The sequence below is a fragment of the Aggregatibacter valvarum genome (assembly GCF_980468985.1).
The window spans coordinates 870,687-892,998 of the sequence record NZ_OZ413141.1 but is presented as its reverse complement, the minus strand read 5'-3'; the positions used below and the strand labels follow the sequence as shown (position 1 = coordinate 892,998).

Below are 22,312 nucleotides of genomic sequence, written 5' to 3'. Positions count from 1 at the left end.
CCTTTATTCTTCTAATAACTGCCCTAATCCGCTTTGTCGTTGTACCGGATTTTTCACCGCACTTTCCCACACACTTTGTAACGCAAACACCGTGAGGAAATCCTTGGTGCGGGTGATTCCCGTGTAAACCAGCTCTTTGGATAAGACCGGGCTATTTTCTAACGGTAAAATCAGGAACGTATGTGGAAATTCGGAACCTTGAGATTTATGTACGGTCATCACAAATGCCGTTTCATGATTCGGTACGCGACTAGCCAACACCTTTTTGTAGCTATTTTGCCCCTGTTCGAACCACACGCGTCCATGGCCTAAATAAATACCGATGTCGCCGTTATACAAGCCGACTCCGCTGTCATTTTGCGTCACCATAATCGGCTTGCCGATATACCATTCCCGTTCCTGATGAAATTGTAACAACCGTTTTTGACGCAATTTTTCTGCAATAGCCAAATTTAGCTGTTCGACCCCAAACTCGCCTACGCGTAATGCGGTTAAAAAACGGATGTGATTAAACGCAGCAAAAATTGACCGCACTTTATCTTCCTGAAGCACGCCATCAGACGGAATTTGTTGCAAATAGCGCGCGTATTCTTCCGCGGCACGATCGACAATCAATTTCACACAAGCTTTACGCTGTTGCATGTCGTCTTTATGACTCAAATAACGCGCAAAATCCGTTAAGTACACACCACAATGCTTATCTTGATGTTGCTGATATTGTTGCAATAAATGCCAACTCTTGGTCGCATTACCTAAATTCACCGCCGTTGCCAACTCGCCTACTTCCGGATTAGCCCCAAACCGGCGACTGACTTGTAAATAACAAATGCTGTCGCTAATGGCGTTTATCTTATCTTCTGATGGCAATGTCATCCCTGTTGTTGCCTGCAAATAGTGCGCCATCGACGAACTGTATGTCGGTTTTGCCGCATTCACAAAACGCCCTAATTCCCCCAAAATAGCACCGGCTTCTACGGAAGCAAGTTGATCTTTATCGCCCAACAAAATCAGTTTGGTTTCCGGTTTGAGCGCATTAAGTAATTTAGCCATTAAAGTGAGATCGATCATGGACGCCTCATCCACTACCAACACATCCAACGGCAATGGATTCTGGGCGTGATACCGGGTTTCTTCACTAAAAAAACGCACACCAAGCAAACGATGGATCGTTTCTGCGCTCATCGGAATTTGCAGATTTTCGATGATTTCCCGCTTACTTGGTTCCTGTGCAAATGTCTGTTTTAAACGTTCCACGGCATCCACAATAGATTCCGTTAAACGCGCTGCCGCTTTACCTGTTGGCGCAACCAATTTAATACGTAAGCCGTTTTGATGCAGTTCTTGCAAGGTTAAAAGCAACTTCGTTACGGTCGTTGTTTTCCCCGTTCCCGGCCCGCCGGTAATTAAACAAAAACGCTGACGTAACGCCATAGCAACGGCGATTTTCTGCCAATCAATGCCCTGTTCTTCCTGAAAATAGCGATGAAGAATCGATGCAATTTGTGTGAGTTGTCCTTCTGAAAAAACAGGCTCAAAACAGACCGCACTTTTGAAATAATCGGCAATTCGAAATTCGTCTTGCCACACGCGATAAAAATACAAGCAATTAAACTGCAACACCAAAGGTGCAATTTGCTGTAATGGCAAATCCGTAAAGGCGATGTGTTGTACCTTTTGCAAGGTAGATTGCCATTGTGAAATCGGCACATAATCAATTTTTTGCTGAATTTCCGTTAAATAAATACGCTCGTTGAAATAATCCTGTAAACCGAATAAATCCTGTTCGGTGGACTGATTCAACAGAAGGCAGGTATTGCCTTGGCGATAATTGAAATTACACAATGCCGCCATCAACACCGCCAAGTTTTGCACAGATGGGGCATAATTAAACGGTTGCTGTTTACGGTGAATAAACTCGGCGAAATAATAATCGGCGGCGTTAATAATGCCTTTTTCTTTGAGTTGAGATAATAAAGTTAACATCAGAACAAATTCTCCAAGGCTTGAATTAACGCATAATCCGGTTTATCAAAAAACACACCGTCCTGATTTTCCCCGTTCATGCCACGTAAGAAACAATAAAACACACCGCCAAAATGGGTTTCGTAGTCATAATTTGCGTCACGTTGTTGCAAATAACGGTGCAATGCCAGCGTGTAAAATAAATATTGCCAGTCGTAATGGTTTGCCAGCATGGCTTGCTCAAGGCTTTTACCAACATAGTTTTGCGGATCGACACCGAGAAAATTCGATTTATAATCCACCAAATAATATTTACCGTTATGGCAGAAAACCAAATCCATAAAACCGCGTAACATGCCTTTAATGGCATCAAATTGCAGCGCTTCCGATGGCAAATGGTGATGTTTTTGCAACGCGCGATTAAATGCCGTCACATCAAATACCCGATTGAGTTTCAAATAAAACTGCATTTCTTTCACACATTGCTGGCGAGATAAATTATTCAGCTTCAACGTTGGATCATCCGCACTTAACGGCGTATCTAAGATCGCCTTCATCCATTGTTGTAAGGATGGCAACCAAGTTTCCTCTAACTGTAACCATTGGCAGAGTTTTTGCACTTTGTCTTCATTTAACGGCTGACTAAAATCATATTTTTCCAAGAAACGGTGCAACGCTGTACCAATTTTAATCCCGTGCGGAAAATCAAAAGGTGAATAACCGAAAGGATAGGCAGATTCATGGTTCACACTTTCCTCCATGGTTTCTGTCGCTTGCTCGTTAAAATCGTAATCTTTGCCGCCATCAAAAACAGGCTCAAAAGCGACCGCACTTTCTGCTGCTAGCTGTTCTTTGTAATATTTTTTATTTTGATGAATCGCCTCAATGGCGCTGAAACTGGTCACCGTCCAGTTTTGTTCAATATGACCGGTGAATGTTGCCGCGTTTAATGGCGCTTGAGTCTCCGACTGCATTGGTGCATCTAGCGCTTTTAATGCCGAGGTTTCAGAAATCTGAATACTTCCCTGTGGGGCACGTTGAACCAACTTTTCTAATAGTGGCAAGCTGTCGTAGGCTGTCAGTTTCTCATTTGTTTGAATTTCCCCTTGAGTGAGCACATATAACAAGGCACTCCACTTTTCCTCAAAGGTTTTCGGCACACCGATATTCAACTGATATTTCGCTCGGGTCAGCGCCACATAGAGTAAACGAAGTTGTTCGGCAAAATCCTCTTGTTTTACATCCTTTTCATGAGAACCATCAATATCCCACAGCACGTCGTACCGATCTTGGTCGTAATAAGTAGAAATGTGTTCAAGCCTAAATTTGGAGGCATAACCAATAAACGGCAACCAAACTAAATCGTATTCCAACCCTTTAGATTTATGAATCGTGACAATTTTGACCAACTGCAACTCGCTTTCCAACCGCACTTGTTGTTCATTTTGTCGATCTTCCCCTTGAATTTGCTTTTCAAACCAACGTAATAATGCCGCTTCACTTTCGTTCAACGTTGCCGCTTCTTGCAATAATTCTGCCAAATGTAGCAAATCAGTCACCAGACGCTTACCATCCACGGTGGGATACAATTTTTCAGTGATTTTTTCTTGTAGGAACAACTGGTGCAACATCACTAATACACCTTGTTTTTGCCACGTTCTTTGATAATGAATAAATTTTTCGACCCAATATTCCCAACGGTTTTCGTCTAAACGAATACGCTGAATATCTGCCGCCGTTTGCGCAAAAATCGCCGTTGCAACAGCATTTAAAATATTGCGTTCGGAAAACGGATTAAGACAGGCCCGTAAAATCAACAACAGATCCTTTGCTGCTTTACTATCAAACACATTGCTATTTTCAGACAAAAACACGGAGGCAATGCCAAGACGACGTAACGCATTTTTTACCAAATCAGCTTCTTTGCGACTACGCACCAATACTGCAATACTTTCCGGTTTTAAGGTTTTTTCGACGCCTTTTTCATCGGAACGAAAATCAGCGGTATTTTCCACCGCACTTTGCAACCAATGTTGAATAGAAACGGCACAGGCTTTCGCCATATTCTCTTTTACGGAAACTTCATCCACATAAAACCGCACGGCAGGTTCCACTTCACCGTTTAACCAAAATTTCGGATGATCGTCTTTAGATTCGACTGGTAAGAATGGAATCTTTTCATATAAAAACGGAGGCTGTTCGGTAAAATCAAACAAATGATTGACACATTGCACGACATCTTGGTGAGAGCGGTAATTTTTTCCTAGATTGAAACGCTGCTGTGCTTCATCAGCCGCTTTAAAGTAAGTAAAAATGTCTGCGCCACGGAATTTATAAATCGCCTGCTTTGGGTCGCCGATCATAATAAAGCCGTTATCAGTCACCGGTTCTAATCGCTGTGGCTCTACATACACCTTAGAAAAGATCTGATATTGCACCGCATCCGTATCTTGAAATTCATCAATCATGGCAAACGGGTATTGATAACGAATCAACTGCGCAAATTCAGTATTATTCGAATGGCATAAAGCTTCTTTTAACAAGCGCAATAAATCATAAAAACTTTTTTCGCTATGGTTGAGTTTGTATTCGGCTAGCTGCCCATTCAGCGTTTCTAAATAATGAAACCATAGCGCTTGAGATAGTAAAGCCTGTTGTTCGGAAAATGCTAACAACTCATCAATTTTGATGAAAAGCGGGTGACTCAACGCTTCCTGTGCTTCTTCACCTTTCTGTTCATCCATTGCCGTTTGCCCGAAGCGGTAAAAACAATCCGGGAAATCTGCTTTTTCGTTTTCCGCCCAACGTTTCATGGCGGCAAGCCATTTCGGGCGAGTTGCCGATGTAAAACTGCGACGGTTTAATTTTTGTTCTTTCGCATTCTTATATTTGGTGTTGATTTCTGTTTCAATCAACTCCGTAATTTCCACCTCTTTTTCTAGCCATTTTTGCTTTAATTCCTGAGTTTGAGCGATTAATGCTTGCGAGTAATCAGTAAGTTTTGAAAGAAATTCCTCGAAAGTCCCCTCAAAAAAGTGCGGTCGTTTTTCCGGGAGTTTTAATTCTGTCCCGGCAAATTTTTTAATGTTTTTAACAATATTGCTTGGCGAAACCAAATTCTTTTGAATAAACTCGGCAACCGCATAAGGCTGTGAATAAAAATACTCACGCCAAATTTTTTGTGCTAAGTGCAACAACAACTCATCTTCTTCACCGCTTAATTCTAGATTGAAATGAACGCCTGAATTGAAGGCGTATTGCATCAGCATTCGGCGACAGAAACCATGAATGGTATAGATCGCCGCCAAATCCATGTTCTGTTCCGCCAAGGTCAGGCGTTGAATGGCAAGCGGTAAGTCGGTGATGCTCGCAACCAATTCGCGTAAAAAATCATCCTGTCCAAACACCGCAGAATCTTGCGTCTGCTGATAAGCCGTCAATTTTTGTTTGGCATCGTAAATACGTTCACGAATTTTGCGCTTAAGCTCCTCTGTTGCCATTTCAGTGAAGGTCACCACCAAAATTTGCTCGACATTCAATGCATAGGGAAAGGTATTTTCTCCCGCTTGCAGTAACAAACGTAAATAAAGGGAACCCATGGTGTAGGTTTTGCCTGTACCGGCAGAAGCTTCAATTAAACTGACAGCATTTAATGGAATGGAGATCGGATTGAGTTGTTGCATGGTTAAGATTAAGCGAATGAAAAATTTTGAATAAAATAAGGGCGGAACTCAATCCGCCCAATAGCCTCGTTAGAAATTAACGACTTTATCTGCCCATAACGTCCATTTGGAAACATCATCTAAAGTGCCACGAGTAATGCCGTCAATTAATTTGGCTTCAAATAAACCGCGCGCTTTGGTACAGCTTGTGCAAAGTTTAACTTCTGCGCCTTGTGCCACCAAGATTTCCATCACTTGTTGTACGTTAGACCCTTCATTTGGATGCTGACCGGCAATGCCACTTAACACAGAATCACCAAAACAGAACACTTTAATTTCTACTTCCTTGCCATGTTCTTCCTGCAAATTCACGGCTAAACGCAATGCGTTGAAGCTTTTTTCTGTGCCGTATGGCGATTCATTTAAAATAAAAAGAAGTTTTTGCATCATTAACCTACCCAGATAAATTTAATTAAGAATAATAAAGAAACCACCCAAACCGGTGCATTCACTTCGCGCCAACGCCCCGTTCCGAGTTTCATCACACAATAGCTGATGAAACCAAAAGCAATTCCTTCGGTGATGGAGTATGTAAATGGCATCATCGCAGCAGTAATAAAGGCAGGAGTCGCTTCTGTTAAGTCGTCCCATTGCACTTTAATTAAGCTGGATGCCATCAAAATACCCACATAAACCAATGCGCCCGCTGTAGCATAAGCAGGTACCATACCGGCCAATGGTGAGAAGAAGATCGTCAGTAAAAACAATACCCCGACAACAACCGCTGTCATACCGGTACGTCCACCGACAGACACGCCTGCACCACTTTCAATGTAAGTACTGATCGCAGAAGTACCGATATAAGAACCAACAACGGCGCTTGCGCTATCAACATATAAAGCTTGTTTCATTTTCGGGAAATGCCCTTTTTCATCGCTAAAACCTGCTTTGTCTGTCACGCCGAGCAAGGTACCGGAAGAGTCAAATAAGTTCACTAATAAGAAAGAGAAGATGATACCAATAAGTGCTGTATCCAAAGCACCGGCAATATCCACTTGGCCAACCACTTGAGTTAATGCCGGCGGCATGGAAACGATGCCATGGAACATCACGCTTTCGTCAAAATACAATGCAAGTGCGGTCACCGTTGCGATAGAAATTAACACGCCGGAATAAATATTGCGTGCTGCCAACACCACGATAATAAAGAAGCCAAGAATGCCCAATAACACTTGCGGACTGTGTAGATCGCCTAAAGCAACCAAGGTTGCAGGATTTGCAACAACCAAGCCCATATTTTTGAAACCAATTAAGGCGATAAAGAAACCAATCCCCGCACCAATGCCGACCCGTAAACTGAGCGGAATAGATGCCATCAACCAATAACGGATTTGGAAGAGAGTCAATAGCAATAAGCCGACAGAACCCCAGAAAATGGTGCCCATGCCCACTTGCCAGGAATAGCCAAGTTTACCGACCACCACATAAGCAAAGAAGGCATTCAAGCCCATTGCCGGCGCTAACGCGATAGGCAAGTTACTGAATAACCCCATGGCAATCGTACCGAAGCCTGCGATTAAACAAGTAGTCACAAAGACAACTTGCTTATCCATGCCCGCATCCCCCAACACAGACGGGTTCACGAAAACGATATACACCATGGTGAAAAAAGTGGTGATTCCGGCAATAATTTCCGTTTTGGAGGAGGTTCCTTTTTCTTTTAATTTAAAGAATTGTTGTAGAAAAGATTGATTTTCCATTGTAATTTCCAATCAGAGATAAAATAAAAACGATGAAAAACAAGGTTATAAGAAAGGTGTTTTTCCCGCTGATTCTAGCAAAAGATCAGAAAGACTGCGACGGGTTTATTGTCAAATGCCCGGCAAGAGTTACATGTCATCTTCATCCACAACAAACTCAAACCAATCAATCACATCACATTCATGAATGCCGTTTTGGATTAACACGCCTGCACGTTTAACGCTTTCAGGATCGCCGCTAATTAACGGGTGCCATGACGGCAACGATTTTCCTTCATAAAGCAAACGATAGGCACAAGTCGTTGGCAGCCAACCAAATTCAGGTAAATTGTCTTTGGTCAGTTTGGTGCAATCCTCTTCTAACTCAAAACGTTTCGAATAATTACCACACTTCCCTGTTTCCAAATCCAATAAATTGCATGCGATACGGGTGTAATACAAACACTCATATTTGCCTTCGCCATCAATGTATTTACGATAACAACACTTGCCGCAACCATCACATAATGCCTCCCATTCGTCATCGTTCATCTCAAGTAGTTTTTTGCGCTGCCAAAAATTAGGTTCTAATTGCATAGGAATATTGACATGATTTGATTTTAAACGCAGGAATTATAGTCAGGAATATCACTTGTGACAAATGCCGCCCTAGTCGTAAAAACACAAAAGTGCGGTCAAAATCCAACGTGTTTTTTCAATTAAAAAACATCCTCAATATTGACCGCACTTTCTCTCACACTACCCTTTCAGCTGAGACAAACGCCCTTCTTCATCAAAATCCTCGATGGCGCGCGTCTCCTGACGCATGCCCAAAACATCAATTTCATTTAATTCAGATTTTTACTATTTTCATGAATAACTTCATTCAGTTTATTTATTTTTAGCTAGATGTAAGCACGCGTCAGGAGACGCGCGCTATCTGGGTATAATAGATTGTAATGGCACAAGCGTGGACGCTTGCGCCATCAAGGGGGATTAAACGTAGACGGTCATATTGCAGCAATGATGCCGTACCTAGAACGTGCCCTCTATGCAGTGAGCAACTAATGGTACTCGGAAGGTTTGTGAGAAAGTGTAGCGGAGATGCAAATTTTTAAAAATGCTAAAGTAAATTTCAAATAATGTGAGATTGCTCACAGAAATTTTAATAAAAAATAGATAATATTTCACCTACTATCTGTTTTTATTGGAGAATATATAATGAATTTTAATGCGGAACCTAAAATTATACAGGATATCTTAAGTTTAGAGAGAGAGTATGTTGTACCAAGATATCAAAGAGAATATTCTTGGGAAGAAGAAGAACAGATCCAGGAATTTTGGGAGGATATTAATGAACAGATTGATTATGAATGTACCCCATTCAAAGCTAAGGAATATTTTATAGGATCATTAGTTTTAATAAAAGATACAGATTCAAAATATTATATTATTGATGGGCAACAAAGAATTACAACGATAACTATCTTTTTATCTGCTTTGGTTAATATTGGAGATGAATTGGCTAAAACAGCACAAAATGGAAAGGAATACGAAAAATTTAGTAATACCTGTTATAGATACATCGAAGGAAAAGATACAAATGATGATCCATTTTTTAAATTAAAAAGTGAAAACAATAGTGAATTCCTTCCTAATGAAATACAATTTAGAAAAAAGAATAAAGCATCTAAAAATAGCATTGATCTTTCGCCTCTTGAAAATAAGAGGTTAAATAAGGCCTATAATTTCTTTTATAATAAAATTAAAGATGAAATAGTAAATGGCAATGGAAAAAATGACCCTTTGGGTTTTTTGCAGGTTTTACGAGAGCAGTTAAAATTATGTGAAACAATTTATATCACGGTAGATAATAAGAAAGATTCGCAAAAGATATTTCAAACTTTGAATGCTAAAGGAAAAAATTTAGAGTATATTGATCTTATAAAAAATGAATTATTTTCTGTTTTAGATTCTACTCATCCCAGTGATTTTGCAAAGGAAAGTTGGATTAGTATAAAAGAAAATATTCAGAGTATTAAAAATGAAACATTAACCTACTTTTTCTATCAGTATTGGAATGCAAAGTACAAGAGAGCTTCTGAGTCTGATATTTATGGAAGTTTTCTAGATGAGGTGGAATGCAGTGAAGAAAAATATAATGAGTTTTTACTCGACTTATTAAATTCATCACAACAGTATCTAAAGATAGCATTACCTAATAAAGAAGACTGGAAGAATTTGGAGCATAAGGAGATTTATGAATCGCTAAAAAAACTAGAGGTTTTTAATATTAAAATAGCAAGACCGTTAATTCTTGTATTGCTTCAGTTATGGAAGAATAAAAGAATCAGTTTAAAAAATTTAAAAGATATTCTTAATAAAATATCAATATTTCATTTTATTCATTCTGGAATAACATCCTCTCCTAAATCAGGTCTAGAAAGAAGCTATGCTACATATGCCAGAAGAATTTATAAATGCACAGGAGATAATAAAGAAATAGTAACAATTATAAGAGAGTTAGAGGCGAAACTTAAAGAAAAACTAAAACTAATACCAGAATCTCTTGTTTTAGATAAGTTTACGAAACTCTCTTTCTTGAAAGATAAAGAAACGATTAACCTTATATTTATGCATCTTGAGATGTTTGTGTATCGAAATACTGGGGAATTATCTATAAACAATATGAGTTTAGAACATATTACTCCGCAATCTCAAATAAAAGGAAGTGCTAAGAAAGCTTGGGAGCATAGAATAGGTAACCTTATACCCTTAGGACCAGAAATCAACTCAAAATGTGATTCGAAAAGTTTTAAAGCTAAATTAAAATTATTTGAGGAGTCAGAATTAGAGATAGTTAGAGATTTTGTTTCTAAGTATAGAAATAGTGCAGGTTGGGATCAGAAATCTTCTGAAAAACGAGCAAAAGAGTTGGCTAGTCAGTTTTATAATTCTATTATTACTGCTTTTGGCATGAAGTAGTCTACAATGTGACTTGTAAAAGCACTGTTTCTTTACATATGATTAGCTACGAATTCATGCAGAGAAGCATGCATTATTAATTTGATAAAGGAACAGAGAAGTTGATCTGCCCCCTCGATGGCGCGCGTCTCCTGACGCGTGCCCAAAACATCAATTTCATTTAATTCAGATTTTTACTATTTTCATGAATAACTTCATTCAGTTTATTTATTTTTAGCTAGATGTAAGCACGCGTCAGGAGACGCGCGCTATCTAGGTATAATAGATTGTAATGGCTCAAGCGTGGACGCTTGCGCCATCAGGGGTATCGTATAAGCCGGAAAAACTTTTATAGCCGCTAAATTGAATCATGCCGAATATTTTTTTAAATAACACAAGGTTTCTCCTGATTGGTTTAATAAAGTGCGGTGCGTTTTTAAATTGTTTTTTAAAACTGATAAAAAACCGCTAAAAGATGATTAACTTACATAAATTCCGCAGAAAATTCGATAGCGAAGGAACAATAAATTCTTTAAAATGCAACGATCTTGATATTCAGGTCACTTTTTATTCATAAATATATAAGGATTCTATGATGAAAAAATTCTATCCGGTTTTATTATCAGCAAGTATTTTAGCATTAGCAGGCTGTGCAACTGAAGGCTCCCGTACCGTAGAAGTACAAAAAGTCACCAGCTACAACACGGCTTATCATGGCGTAAAAGCGCCGATTTCTGTCGGCAAATTTGACAACCGTTCAAGCTATCAAAATGGCGTATTCTCTGATGGCGATCAATTAGGAAATCAAGCAAAAACGATTTTAGTTTCTCATTTACAACAATCAGGCCGTTTTAGTGTGTTAGATCGCACCAATATGTCTGAAACTGCCGCAGAAGCGAAAATCAAAGGTAAAAAACAAACCTTAAAAGGCGCAAATTATGTGGTTACCGGTGATGTAACGGAATTTGGCCGTAAAACCGTTGGCGACCAACAATTATTTGGTATTTTAGGTCGGGGAAAACAACAAGTGGCTTACGCAAAAGTCACCTTAAATATTGTCAACACCCAAACATCCGAAGTGGTTTATTCCGTTCAAGGTGCCGGCGAATACAATCTTTCCAACCGTGAAGTATTAGGCTTTGGCGGTACATCAGGATACGACTCTACACTCAATGGTAAAGTATTAGATTTAGCTATTCGTGAAGCGGTAAACAACCTTGTTTCAGGAGTTGAAGCAGGTCAATGGAAACCGGCTAATTAAGGGTTAGATGATGAAGAAATTAACACTTCTTGCATGTTTGTCTGCCGTTGCTGTATTGACGGCATGTTCATCAGGGAACAAACAACACTCGCTCTACACTTGGAATGGTGATGTTTATCCTTCTTCTGTTTATCAACACCTAACACAAGAAGGTGATCCGCAAGAACAACTGCAAAAATTAGAAGAACTGGCTCAACTGGATGGCGGTAACAAAGTGCCACCCGGTTTATACGCACAAATTGGACTTCTTTATGGGCAATTAGGGAATCCGGGAAAAATGGCTGAATCATATCAAAAAGAAATGAGCCTATTTCCTGAATCGACGCAATACATCAATTTCCTGTTAAATAAAGGAAAAAAAGTAGAGACAGCCCAAGAAAATCGCGCAAATAAAAAAACGAAAAAAGGAGAGAAAAAATGAGAAAAATTTCACTCTATTTAGCCATGACTTGCGCATTTTTGCTTTCTGCGTGTTCTACAATGAAGCCAACGCCGTATGACTACACCAACTATTTAGAGAGCAAACCGCACTCTATTCTTGTATTGCTTCCAACCGATACAACCAATGATGTAAAAGGCTCCCCGGCTGTGTTGGCACAAGCCATTTCGCCATTGGCTGAAAATGGTTACTATGTTTTTCCACCGGCTCTTGTTTATCAAACCTTTAAAAATAACGGGTTAACACAAGCGCAAGAAATTCATAACGTCAACCCACAAAAATTACGCGAGATTTTTGGTGCCGATGCCGTGCTCTACATTAATGTGGACGACTACGGTGTGAATTACCAAGTGTTCGACAGCGTGACCAGAGTGAAAGTGAGTGGCAAACTCGTTGACTTACGCAATAGTAAAACCTTGTGGGAAGGCAAAGGCTATGCGGACGATGCTGAAAGCAATAACAACGGTAACGCGCTTGCTATGCTGGTAACCGCAGTCGTTAAACAGATTGCCAATAACGTGTCTGATAAAGGATATAAAGTGGCAGGATGGGCAACCGGAAATATGTTAGGTCGTTCTTGTAATGGCTGCTTGCTTTACGGCCCAAGACATCCATTATACGGACAAGATCCTCAATTAAAGATGCCTAAATAATCCCCTTTACATAAACCAAAGGCTGATTTCGACACACCGTCAAAATCAGCCTTTTTGATGAATAAGTGCGGTCAGTTATACTTTGTTTATCTATTTTAATGGGATACAAGCACGCGTTAGGAAACGCGCGCTATCTTGGAACATATTATATTATTTAAAACTACTCAACACAGAATGAACCTTATTAATTATTAGATTTAACTCATCACTCTTAACACAAGAAACCTTTACATCCCAAAATTGTTCATCAAAGAAATCGACACTCTTACTTGATCTTATGTTAGAAAGCGATAATCTATCCTCAATATAATCTAAATTATAATTTCTATTCTTATTAAAAATAACAATTACTTTAGAAAAACCGCTAGAGCTATTTATTATAAACGGATAAAACCCTTTGTTTACATACTCCATATAGTCTATCTCCCATAAATATGGGTTTACCTCTCCACTCTGTTTAACTAGATTCAATTTTTCAAAAAAAACATCTTCATTATCTACAAATTCTTGATAATCAATTTTATTGTCTTTTATTAACTGCTCAATAGCATATATATACCCAAATCCATTTGCCATTAGATTAATCATTAAATCCCTATCATCTAAATGAAATAACTCATCATTTATATTGGAAAAAATTTCTAATTCAGGATGAAAGTAATCAATAAGATAGCTTGCTTTATTAGAAGCCAATTGAGGTGGATAAATGTTCATATCAATACACAGGTTAACTGAAAAGTAATCTGTATCTAAAATATTAGATATTTGAATAGCAAAGCTATTAAAGTCCCCTTTTCTATCATATACCCCTGGGTTTCCGATAATCATCTTTGTCTTACCTATTTATAAGTTTATGCCATAATTTTTCGCACATTAAACTGTCAAGCTAAAATAATTTTCAAATGATACTATTATAGTATCATATTAAAGACATCTATTAGTAAATTAACATTATGACCTATAACTCAGAAGTTATGAAAAAGCTTATAGAAGCTCCATCATAATTAGTGATCCCAAATTTCTTTAAGTCATTATCATTTAATGAATAAACTCCCAATGCATCAGGATCATCTGAATCAATAGATATAAATTCCTTTATCTGATTTGCGCCTATTTTTATTTCTATTCTTAAAAGGATTTCATCAGTAACATTACTATATATTTCAATATATCTTCTAACTTTTTGCATCATATCATATCATCTCTATACTATGGTTCTATCTCCCCCACGATGGCGCAAGCGTCCTCGCTTGTGCCTATCAACTAAAAGTGCGGTCACAAAATCCAAAGGATTTTGAACATTAGTTCTCTCAACGTTTATGGGTAAAATTCGCAATTTTTTTATTAAACAGCACAAGCGTGGACGCTTGCGCTATCATTGGGGACGCGCCCTATCTGGGGTAAATATGCATAACCTTTTAAGCTATTCATGATACTTATTCAGATCTAACCTTTTAAAATACCTATTCTCTAAAACATTTCCTAAATGCTAACTGACATTTCAACAACTAAATCTATTACATCCCCAGTTTTAAGCTCTTCAAGAATATAAAATATTGATACTTTTTTCCCTATTTTAAATAGTTTAAAGTCAGATTCATCATTTACATAAATACCAGATGTCCATTTACTACCATCACCTAACATTAATTCAAATGCATTAAATCTTCCATTATTACCTTGACCAGATTTATATAATCTAATTATCTCTCCTCTAATAACCCTATTTGGTAGAACTCCTTCTTTAATATTCTCCCACCACTCACTAGAATCATATAAACCATATTTACCTTTCAAGCCGAAAGGCTTATTATCCAACATTAATAACTGAACATTCTTAACATACTCTTTATTTTTTAAATTATTCTGTTTCAAATCAAAAACAAGAATCATTGAATTATTTAATGATAAAAACATTACTTATCCCCTACGCTATCTGATTTGAATAAATCAAAGGCCGATTTCGACACACCGTCAATATCAGCCTTTTTGATGAATAAGTGCGGTCAGTTTTCAATATGTTTTTCTGCATTGAAAAACGCCTCAAAAATTCACCGCACTTTTTATTTCTGCCAACCGCTAAAAGGGATTACATTGTGCCGGATTGCCGCTAGTTAGCCCCACTTTAAACCATTGCAAACGCTGGGCTGAGGTGCCATGGGTGAAACTATCAGGAACCACATAACCTTGGCTGCGTTTTTGCAAACGATCATCGCCTACCGATTCCGCGGCATTAAACGCTTTTTCAATATCGCCACGTTCAAATAAACCGCTTTTTACCGCTTGTGATGCCCACACGCCGGCATAGCAATCCGCCTGAAGTTCCAATTTCACGGAAAGTTGATTTGCTTCTGCTCGGGATGAACGACTTTGCAGACGATGCACTTGTGTCAACGTGCCGAATAAATTCTGTACATGATGCCCCACTTCATGGGCAATCACATAAGCAAACGCAGATTCGCCGGCTGCACCCAGTTTATTTTTCATGTCGTTATAAAACGATAAATCCAAATAGACCCGTTGATCATTCGGACAATAAAATGGCCCCATGGCAGATTGCCCCGTGCCGCACGCCGTCGGGGTTACGCCGTTGTAGATAACCATTCGAGGTTCTACATATTGTCTGTTATTTTTGGAAAAGTATGTGGACCACACTTCCTCTGTGTCGCCCAGCACCACTTTAGAGAGTTTAAATAATTGGTCTTCTTGCTGTGATTGCAAAGGTGAACTTTGCGTAGTGCCCACCTCCATCTCACCGACCAAACCTGATAAATCCACGCCATAATAAGCGCCGACCAAAATAATGATCAGCCCCAAAATACCGGTCGGTTTTCCGCCACCGAAACCACCGCCCGAGGAGCGTCTATCTTCCACATTTGAACTTTCTCTACGACCTTGCCAACGCATAAGCTTTCCTATTTTCAAATTAAATTCGCGCTATTTTAATCTAGAACCCTTTTTCCCACCTAACATTTTATTCCTAGACTTATACGGCTGAATTGGGTATGTTGAGATCCCCTCAATGAATCAATAAGGAGATAAAAATGGGATTATTTGATTTTGTCGGCGATATTGGCAAAAAAATTTTTAGCAAAGAAGAAGAGGCTTCCGCCGCAGTAACCAACCACATTAACGAAGACAACCCGGGCGTTGCGGATGTGGCGGTGAAAGTCGAAAACGGCGTGGCGAAAATTTCGGGCGTGGCGAGCTCTGCCGATGCGTTAGAAAAAGCGGTATTAATGGCGGGTAACATCATCGGCATCAGTAACGTCAATATTGATGACGTGACGGTAAAAAACGGTGAAAACCTTGCCGGCGATGATGAATTTTATGTCATCCAAAAAGGCGATACCCTTTGGAAAATCGCTGAAAAACATTACGGTGACGGCAATAAATACACGGCGATCGTAACGGCAAATAAAGAAGTAATTAAAGACGCAGATAAAATCTTCCCGGGGCAAAAAATTCGTTTACGGAAAGCTTATAGTGTTATTAAAAACTTTTGAATAAACGACCGCACTTGATGACATAAGTGCGGTCTTTTTTTATTGTGTTTTAAGTGAATCGTAGCGTGCAACTTGTTGCACGAAATTGTAAATACCCGAAAGGGTTAAATAACGTTCTGTGCGTGGTTTGGTCGTGCAACAAGTTGCATGCTACGTACGAAATTGTGAAACCTAAAAGGGTTAAATAACGTTCCTTGCGTGGTTTGGTCGTGCAACAAGTTGCACGCTACGCACGAAATCGTGAATGCCCGAAAGGGGTAAATAACGTTCTGTGCGTGGTTTGTCGTGCATCAAGATGCACGCTACGCACGAAATTGTAAATACCCGAAAGGGGTAAATAACGTTCTGTATGTGGTTTCATCGTGCATCAAGATGCACGCTACGTACGAAATCGTGAATGCCCGAAAGGGGTAAATAACGTTCTGTATGTGGTTTCTTCGTGCATCAAGATGCACGCTACGTACTTATAGTATGATTTAAAAACGTTTAAATAGACGACCGCACTTGATGGTATAAGTGCGGTCTTTTTTTATTGTGTTTTAACTATTCTTCAATAGAACGCAATAACTCGTTAATACCGACTTTGCCTAAGGTTTTGGCATCCACTTTTTTCACGATAACGGCACAATAAAGACTGTATTTACCGCATTTTGACGGTAGGCTACCGGACACTACAACGGAACCTGCCGGCACGCGACCATAGTGAATTTCGCCGGTTTCACGATCATAAATTTTGGTGGACTGCCCGATAAAGACACCCATGGAAATGACACAACCGTCTTCAACAATCACCCCTTCTACTACTTCAGAACGTGCGCCGATAAAGCAGTTATCGCCGATAATGGTTGGGTTGGCTTGTAATGGCTCTAACACGCCACCGATCCCTACGCCACCGGAGAGGTGGACGTTTTTACCAATCTGTGCGCAAGATCCGACTGTTGCCCAAGTATCCACCATTGTACCTTCGCCCACATACGCCCCAATATTCACGTAAGATGGCATTAATACTGTGTTTTTAGCAATGTATGCGCCTTTGCGAACGGTGGCAGAAGGCACGACACGGAAACCTTCTTGTTGAAAACGTTCTTCTGTGTAATCGGCAAATTTTAAAGCGACTTTGTCGTAGTATTTGGTTTCTGCGCCATCAATAATGTGATTGTCATTGATACGGAAAGAGAGCAACACCGCCTTCTTCAACCATTGGTGAGTGCCCCATTCACCATCAATTTTTTCGGCGACACGGTATTTGCCACAATCTAAGCCTTCGATCACTTCTTCAATGGCAGCACGGGTTTGTTCATCAACGGTTTTCGGTGTAATTTCTGCGCGTTTCTCAAACGCATTTTCAATGATTTGTTGTAAATTTGACATGTTTTTTCCTATATCAATGTGAGTTAAATAAACGTTATAAAACATCTAATGTGACGTTATCAAAAAGTTTTTTCACCGCATTATTATCGTGCAGACGTTCTGCTTTTTCTACGTTTTCACGGGTTAAGTGCGGTGAAAAATAAGTAATAAAATCATACATATAATTACGTAAGAACGCACTGTTCTTAAAAGCGATTTGGGTCATGCTTGGGCGGAAGAGATGATCCGCTTTAATGGCAACGAGATCCGTATCTGCTGCAGTATGCGCCATGGATGCCATGATACCTACGCCCAATCCCATGCGTACATAGGTTTTAATAATATCGGCATCCGTTGCCGTAAAGACGATATTTGGCAAAATCCCAGCGCCATTAAACGCATAATCTAAATCCGATACGCCGGTGAAACCAAACGTATAGGTTACCAGTGGGTATTTGCCTAATTCTTCAATGGTCAGCTGTTCGCATTTCGCTAAGGGGTGATCAGGCCTTACGATCACAGAACGATTCCATAAATAACAAGGCAATAAGACTACCCCATCAAATAAATACTGCGCTTCGGTGGTGATCGCCAAATCCACTTCATCTGATAATAGCGCATCGTAAATTTGTGAAGGCGAACCTTGATGAATATGCAGACTCACATTCGGGTAACGCTTAGAAAAACGCTCCACCACCGATGGCAACATATAACGTGCTTGCGTATTCGTTGTGGCAATGCGTAACATCCCATGATCCGGCTTCGTATATTCATCGGCAATTGAACGAATGCCTTGCATTTTCATCATTAATTCTCGAGAAATGGCGACAATGCGCTTTCCCGGAGGCGTTAGCCCTTTAATATGTTTGCCGTTACGCTCAAAAATTTCCAATCCAAGCTCGCTTTCTAATAAGCGAACTTGCTTACTGATTCCTGGTTGTGAGGTAAACAGGGCATTTGCCGCTTCCGTCACATTAAAATTTTGATTCACAATCTCAACCACATAGCGAAGTTGCTGAAATTTCATGGTTTCCTCTCGTTAATCATGAGCACTATTTTTTATAACGTTTACTGAGTTCCGAATAGCGTTTGACGGCTTTACGAATCTGTCCGGCTTTCGGTTTACGGCGTTGTTTATGGGCATCAACTTTTGTTTCTGTTTCCGGTGGTAGCCCCACTAAATCACGCAAATAATTCACTTCATCTAACGCCATTTCCTGCCAACCGCCACGCGGCAAGGTTTTCATTAATTTAATATTGCCATAACGAATGCGAATCAAGCGGCTGACTTGAATGCCTTGAGATTCCCACAAACGACGAACTTCACGGTTGCGCCCTTCCATCAACGTCACATCAAACCACTGGTTCATCCCCACGCCACCCACAAATTTAATGTCTTTAAAATTTGCCGGGCCATCTTCTAATTGCACGCCTTTTTTTAAGCGAGCTAACATCGCTTCATCCACTTGCCCGAAGACACGCACGGAATATTCTCGCTCCACTTCACGGCTTGGGTGCATTAAGCGGTTTGCCAGTTCGCCATCCGTTGTGAATAACAATAAACCCGAGGTGTTAATATCCAAACGCCCCACCGCAATCCAACGTGCGCCGTTTAAACGAGGCAAGCGATCAAACACCGTTGCGCGCCCTTCCGGATCATGGCGGGTGCAAAGCTCCCCTTCCGGTTTGTAATACATTAACACCCGACACACTTCTTTTTGTGCTTGGGTAAGATTGATCAAGTTGCCGTCAATCCGCACTTTTACGCCGGAATGCACGTTAATGCGATCGCCTAAGGTCGCGATTTTGCCGTCCACGCTCACGCGATTTTCTGCAATGATGGCTTCGATTTCACGGCGGGAACCTTGCCCAGCACGGGCTAAGACTTTTTGTAATTTTTCGCCCTCTGCTGCCATGGATTTATTGACAGGTTTGAGCGCAGATTGACGGGGTTTGGCTCCCATCGTTTTTTCTTTATTATTGGCTGAAAAGTGCGGTCGATTTGACGTGCGTTTTTGTGTTGTGGCTTTCATAAATCCTCGTTGTCGCTTTCCCAAGCGTCTGTTATCGATTAAATAAATGGTGTAATGGCGCCGCTGCCTTCGCGTAAAATCACCGGTGTACTTTCGGTTAAATCCACCACTGTGGTGGGTTCTTGCCCTAAATAACCACCGTGAATAATTAAATCTACCTGACGTTCCAAACGATCACGGATTTCTTCCGGATCCGATTGGGTGATATGTTCTTCATTCGGCAACATCAAAGAACAAGACAAAATCGGCTCGCCTAAGGCTTTCAATAAATCTAGGGCGATTTGATTATCCGGTACACGAATGCCGATGGTTTTACGTTTCGATGTCATTAAACGACGTGGCAATTCTTTCGTAGCCGTTAAAATAAACGTATAACGACCGGGCGTGTTATTTTTAATTAAACGATAGGCAGAATTGGTCACCAACGAATAATTGGATAATTCTGACAAATCACTACACACCAACGTAAAATTGTGCCCTTCCGGTAGCTGGCGAATTTGCACGATACGATCCATGGCGTGCTTATCGCCGATCATACATCCCAAGGCGTAACCGGAATCGGTCGGATACACGATGACACCGCCGTTACGCAAAATTTCAACTGCCTGATTAATCAATCGGGCTTGCGGATTTTCGGGATGGATATAAAAAAATTGACTCATATTCTTCACTCTCCGAGTAAATAGCGAGGCATTATACCAGTTTCAAATAAGGCGGGATAACGGTTTGTTTTACAGAAACCCTATATCACGCCGATTTAAAATGATTGAAAAATTGACCGCACTTTACTTCACTGAACCACAGGTCAAACAATACAAATATTGCCCTTTTGGGTCGTTAAAGCGAGTTAATGTGCCAAGCGGTTTGGTTAACTGCGTGAACGCTTTCGGTAATCCAACGCTTTCAAGCACGAAACCTTGCGCCCAAGTTTTCGCATCGCCTTTGAAGTCACGTAACATTTTTTTCAATAATGAGCTGTCTTCATCCACAATCCATTCCACTGAGAATGAGGCTTCATCGAGTTTATCTTTTTCTGCCCGTTTTTCATTCACTAATTCAATCGTCTTACCGATGGCCGTATCTAATGTCCCAAGCTCATCTACCAATTTATGTTCAAGCGCTTCAGAGCCTAGCCAAACCTGACCTTGCGCAATATTATCCACTTGCGCCTTGGTTAAATGGCGCCCCTCACTGACTTTCGTTAAAAATTGATCGTAGCCATGTTCAATTTCCAACTGAATAACATCATTTAAGGTTGGCGATAAAGGTGAGAATAATGAACTGAACCTTAAATCAGAGGTTTTTACGCCATCTGCGGTAATCCCCATTTTCTTAATGGTGTTCTCAAAGGTCGGCAACATGGCAAAAATGCCGATTGAGCCGGTAATCGTATTTTTATCGGCGACAATATAATCGGCTGTAGAGGAAATCCAATAGCCACCTGAAGCTGCCATACCGCCCATGGAAACCACCACAGGTTTGCCGGCATTTTGTAAATGTGCCACTTCTTGACGAATGATCTCCGAGGCAAACGCACTGCCACCGGGGCTATTGACACGCAACACCACGCCTTTCACTTTGTCATCGTCATAAGCTTGGCGTAACAATTTGGCAACTGTATCGCCACCCACATTTTCTTCGTCGCTGTCACCATCAATAATAGCACCTTCTACATTCACTACTGCAATCTGGTTGTCGGTTTCCCCATGCATACGATCCGGCAAAGAGGCTAAATATCTCTCGTAATCCACCATTTTCGGATGATGATCCTTATCTTCACCAAAAAGTGCGGTCAGTTTTTTATCTAAATTTAAACGATCTATTGCGCCGGTTACGAGCTTGCGTTGCTTCACATAGGCCGCGGTATCACCTTTTAACGCTTTCAATTCGGTTAAAAACGTATGCGCGTCCGGTGCAACGGCACTTTGTTGAATATCACGATTCTCTGCCACACGTTGCTTATAATGATTCCACATGGTATTTAACCAACGTTGTAAATTCGCCTTGGCTTCATCGGACATCTCATTGCGTAAATACGGTTCAACTGCCGATTTGTAGGTGCCTACGCGAAAGACGTGCGGGTTCACTTCGAGTTTATCGAGCATATCTTTAAAATACAGCGTTTCCTGTGCCAAACCATCAATAGACACGGAACCTGTCGGGTTCATATAAATTTCATCGGCATAACTGGCAAGGAAATATTGCGCTTGATTATAGTTATCCGCATAAGCAATCACCTGTTTGCCGCTTTCTTTGAAATTTTCAATCGCCTCGCCCACATATTCCAGCGCCGGCAAATCACCGCCTTGGAAAAAATTCAAATCCAGCACTAAACCGCGAATATTGTCGTCTTGTGCGGCAGAATCAATCGCATATACCATATCAAAAGTAGAATATTGTTGCGGAATATTTTGCCCATCCAGCTCTTTTAAAAGGGTTTTGAAATCGTTTTTCTCATCGCGATTATCGGCTAAATAGCCATCTAAATTGAGCAATAACGCCCCTTGATCACCTCTTAGCACAGTTTTTTCCGACTTATCTGCGCCAATCATCAAGGTTGCAACAGATAAAAGCACTAAAACGAAAACAAGAAACACCAAATTCATGACCAAATCACGAATAAAATTTAATATTCGCCAAGCGAACTTAATACAAGATAAAATGACGTTCATACCACCTCAAAAAGCGATCCAAAAGGATGCTTAAAATACCACAAACCGCCTGCGCAATAAACACGCGGAAA

General features: G+C 40.3%; 19 protein-coding genes. 5 read left to right on the top strand and 14 right to left on the bottom strand.

The annotated features are described in order from the left end of the window. Positions 1-3: 3 nt before the first annotated feature. The 5 genes from recD to AC30SF_RS04075 form a co-directional block, all read right to left on the bottom strand. Positions 4-1,983 carry an exodeoxyribonuclease V subunit alpha gene (gene recD / locus AC30SF_RS04095; protein ID WP_489607649.1) on the bottom strand — a complete coding sequence of 660 codons (1,980 nt, stop codon included), beginning with the start codon at positions 1,981-1,983 and terminating at the stop codon, positions 4-6. Then, positions 1,983-5,645 carry an exodeoxyribonuclease V subunit beta gene (recB, locus tag AC30SF_RS04090; RefSeq protein WP_489607648.1) on the bottom strand — a complete coding sequence of 1,221 codons (3,663 nt, stop codon included), beginning with the start codon at positions 5,643-5,645 and terminating at the stop codon, positions 1,983-1,985. Before recB ends, recD begins: the two co-directional genes overlap by 1 nt. Positions 5,646-5,714: 69 nt before the next feature. Next, positions 5,715-6,071, bottom strand: a complete 357-nt coding sequence (locus tag AC30SF_RS04085; RefSeq protein ID WP_111294819.1) for a DsrE/DsrF/TusD sulfur relay family protein — start codon at positions 6,069-6,071, stop codon at positions 5,715-5,717. 2 nt (positions 6,072-6,073) lie between these two features. After that, positions 6,074-7,384 (bottom strand): NCS2 family permease, encoded by a 1,311-nt coding sequence (locus AC30SF_RS04080; RefSeq protein ID WP_489607647.1) that lies wholly within the window; start codon positions 7,382-7,384, stop codon positions 6,074-6,076. A 129-nt stretch (positions 7,385-7,513) separates the two neighbouring features. After that, positions 7,514-7,960, bottom strand: coding sequence for a YcgN family cysteine cluster protein (locus tag AC30SF_RS04075; RefSeq protein WP_489607646.1), 447 nt, complete (start codon positions 7,958-7,960; stop codon positions 7,514-7,516). A gap of 624 nt (positions 7,961-8,584) precedes the next feature. Here AC30SF_RS04075 and AC30SF_RS04070 point away from each other — a divergent pair. The 4 genes from AC30SF_RS04070 (at position 8,585) to AC30SF_RS04055 (ending at position 12,680) form a co-directional block, all read left to right on the top strand. Further along, a complete protein-coding gene (locus AC30SF_RS04070; protein ID WP_489607645.1) occupies positions 8,585-10,348 on the top strand; it encodes a DUF262 domain-containing protein in 1,764 nt (587 codons plus the stop codon). Positions 10,349-10,922: 574 nt separating this feature from the next. Continuing rightward, positions 10,923-11,588: a CsgG/HfaB family protein gene (locus AC30SF_RS04065; RefSeq protein ID WP_314953621.1), complete on the top strand. Its 666-nt coding sequence runs from the start codon at positions 10,923-10,925 to the stop codon at positions 11,586-11,588. A 10-nt stretch (positions 11,589-11,598) separates the two neighbouring features. Beyond that, complete coding sequence (locus AC30SF_RS04060) at positions 11,599-12,009, top strand: DUF4810 domain-containing protein (RefSeq protein WP_489607644.1); 411 nt, start codon at positions 11,599-11,601, stop codon at positions 12,007-12,009. Then, positions 12,006-12,680 carry a DUF799 domain-containing protein gene (locus AC30SF_RS04055; RefSeq protein WP_489607643.1) on the top strand — a complete coding sequence of 225 codons (675 nt, stop codon included), beginning with the start codon at positions 12,006-12,008 and terminating at the stop codon, positions 12,678-12,680. The genes AC30SF_RS04060 and AC30SF_RS04055 overlap by 4 nt, the downstream gene beginning before the upstream one ends. 150 nt (positions 12,681-12,830) lie before the next feature. On the opposite strand, the gene AC30SF_RS04050 is transcribed toward AC30SF_RS04055, so the two are convergent. From AC30SF_RS04050 to ypfJ, 4 genes are all read right to left on the bottom strand, one after another. Further along, a complete protein-coding gene (locus AC30SF_RS04050) occupies positions 12,831-13,508 on the bottom strand; it encodes a hypothetical protein (protein WP_489607642.1) in 678 nt (225 codons plus the stop codon). A gap of 130 nt (positions 13,509-13,638) precedes the next feature. Further along, entirely contained in the window at positions 13,639-13,872 is a 234-nt protein-coding gene (locus tag AC30SF_RS04045) for a DUF7683 domain-containing protein (RefSeq protein WP_489607641.1), read from the bottom strand. A 290-nt stretch (positions 13,873-14,162) separates the two neighbouring features. Continuing rightward, positions 14,163-14,597: a hypothetical protein gene (locus AC30SF_RS04040; RefSeq protein ID WP_489607640.1), complete on the bottom strand. Its 435-nt coding sequence runs from the start codon at positions 14,595-14,597 to the stop codon at positions 14,163-14,165. Between the two features lie 162 nt (positions 14,598-14,759). Next, positions 14,760-15,587, bottom strand: a complete 828-nt coding sequence (gene ypfJ / locus AC30SF_RS04035) for a KPN_02809 family neutral zinc metallopeptidase (RefSeq protein WP_489607639.1) — start codon at positions 15,585-15,587, stop codon at positions 14,760-14,762. Positions 15,588-15,724: 137 nt separating this feature from the next. Here ypfJ and lysM point away from each other — a divergent pair, with 137 nt between their 5' ends. Beyond that, the gene (lysM, locus tag AC30SF_RS04030) at positions 15,725-16,186 is read left to right on the top strand and encodes a peptidoglycan-binding protein LysM (RefSeq protein WP_489607638.1); all 462 of its coding nucleotides are present in this window, start codon (positions 15,725-15,727) and stop codon (positions 16,184-16,186) included. A gap of 543 nt (positions 16,187-16,729) precedes the next feature. Here lysM and dapD read toward each other — a convergent pair. The 5 genes from dapD to sppA form a co-directional block, all read right to left on the bottom strand. Beyond that, complete coding sequence (gene dapD, locus AC30SF_RS04025) at positions 16,730-17,557, bottom strand: 2,3,4,5-tetrahydropyridine-2,6-dicarboxylate N-succinyltransferase (protein ID WP_489607637.1); 828 nt, start codon at positions 17,555-17,557, stop codon at positions 16,730-16,732. A 34-nt stretch (positions 17,558-17,591) separates the two neighbouring features. Beyond that, entirely contained in the window at positions 17,592-18,563 is a 972-nt protein-coding gene (cysB, locus tag AC30SF_RS04020) for an HTH-type transcriptional regulator CysB (protein ID WP_021616805.1), read from the bottom strand. Positions 18,564-18,588: 25 nt separating this feature from the next. Further along, on the bottom strand, positions 18,589-19,569 hold the full coding sequence (gene rluB, locus AC30SF_RS04015; RefSeq protein ID WP_489607636.1) for a 23S rRNA pseudouridine(2605) synthase RluB: 981 nt from the start codon (positions 19,567-19,569) through the stop codon (positions 18,589-18,591). Positions 19,570-19,607: 38 nt separating this feature from the next. Beyond that, complete coding sequence (locus AC30SF_RS04010) at positions 19,608-20,231, bottom strand: L-threonylcarbamoyladenylate synthase (RefSeq protein WP_021616807.1); 624 nt, start codon at positions 20,229-20,231, stop codon at positions 19,608-19,610. Positions 20,232-20,354: 123 nt separating this feature from the next. Then, a complete protein-coding gene (gene sppA / locus AC30SF_RS04005) occupies positions 20,355-22,241 on the bottom strand; it encodes a signal peptide peptidase SppA (protein WP_489607635.1) in 1,887 nt (628 codons plus the stop codon). Between the last annotated feature and the right edge of the window lie 71 nt (positions 22,242-22,312).